1 protein-coding gene and 1 pseudogene are annotated in these 345 nt (G+C 55.1%); both read right to left on the bottom strand.

What is annotated here, in order from left to right; genetic code table 11:
* On the bottom strand, positions 1-212 hold a 212-nt coding region (locus DW806_RS15850), incomplete at its 3' end, for a MobA/MobL family protein (RefSeq protein ID WP_243022793.1).
* Positions 178-345 (bottom strand): annotated as a pseudogene (locus tag DW806_RS14970) (DUF3847 domain-containing protein); the annotation flags it as partial. The pseudogene DW806_RS14970 and the gene DW806_RS15850, both read right to left, overlap by 35 nt.

Genomic DNA, 345 nt, shown 5'->3' with positions numbered 1-345 from the left:
TTCCATAGCGTCTGGCGGTCTGTGTATTCGGGCGGTGCATGGGACGGCAGGAGAATATCGGAGCAGATCACGCCGCCCTTGCGGGTGTAGTCGCTGTATTCGCCGTAATACTCGCTATACAAGCGTTCCCCGGCTCGGTATGCGGCAGAAGCAATAGCGGACTGTCCTGCGCTGCGCTTAGTCTGCGTGACGCTCAGATGAAATAGTGCCATCGGCTTTCAACTCCTTTTCTCTGTTTGCTTGGCTGATGTGGGTAATCGCCATGTGACGGACGGCTCGCTGGACTTCGGACAGGGAAAAGATGTGTTCCATCAGCTCTGTCATTTCGGTGCGTGTGAGATCTTT

It is taken from the genome of Butyricicoccus sp. AM32-19, from assembly GCF_003480365.1.
Lineage (GTDB): Bacteria > Bacillota > Clostridia > Oscillospirales > Butyricicoccaceae > Agathobaculum > Agathobaculum butyriciproducens.
Note: the sequence above shows the minus strand (reverse complement) of the source record. Positions and strands in the feature narration are given on the sequence as shown.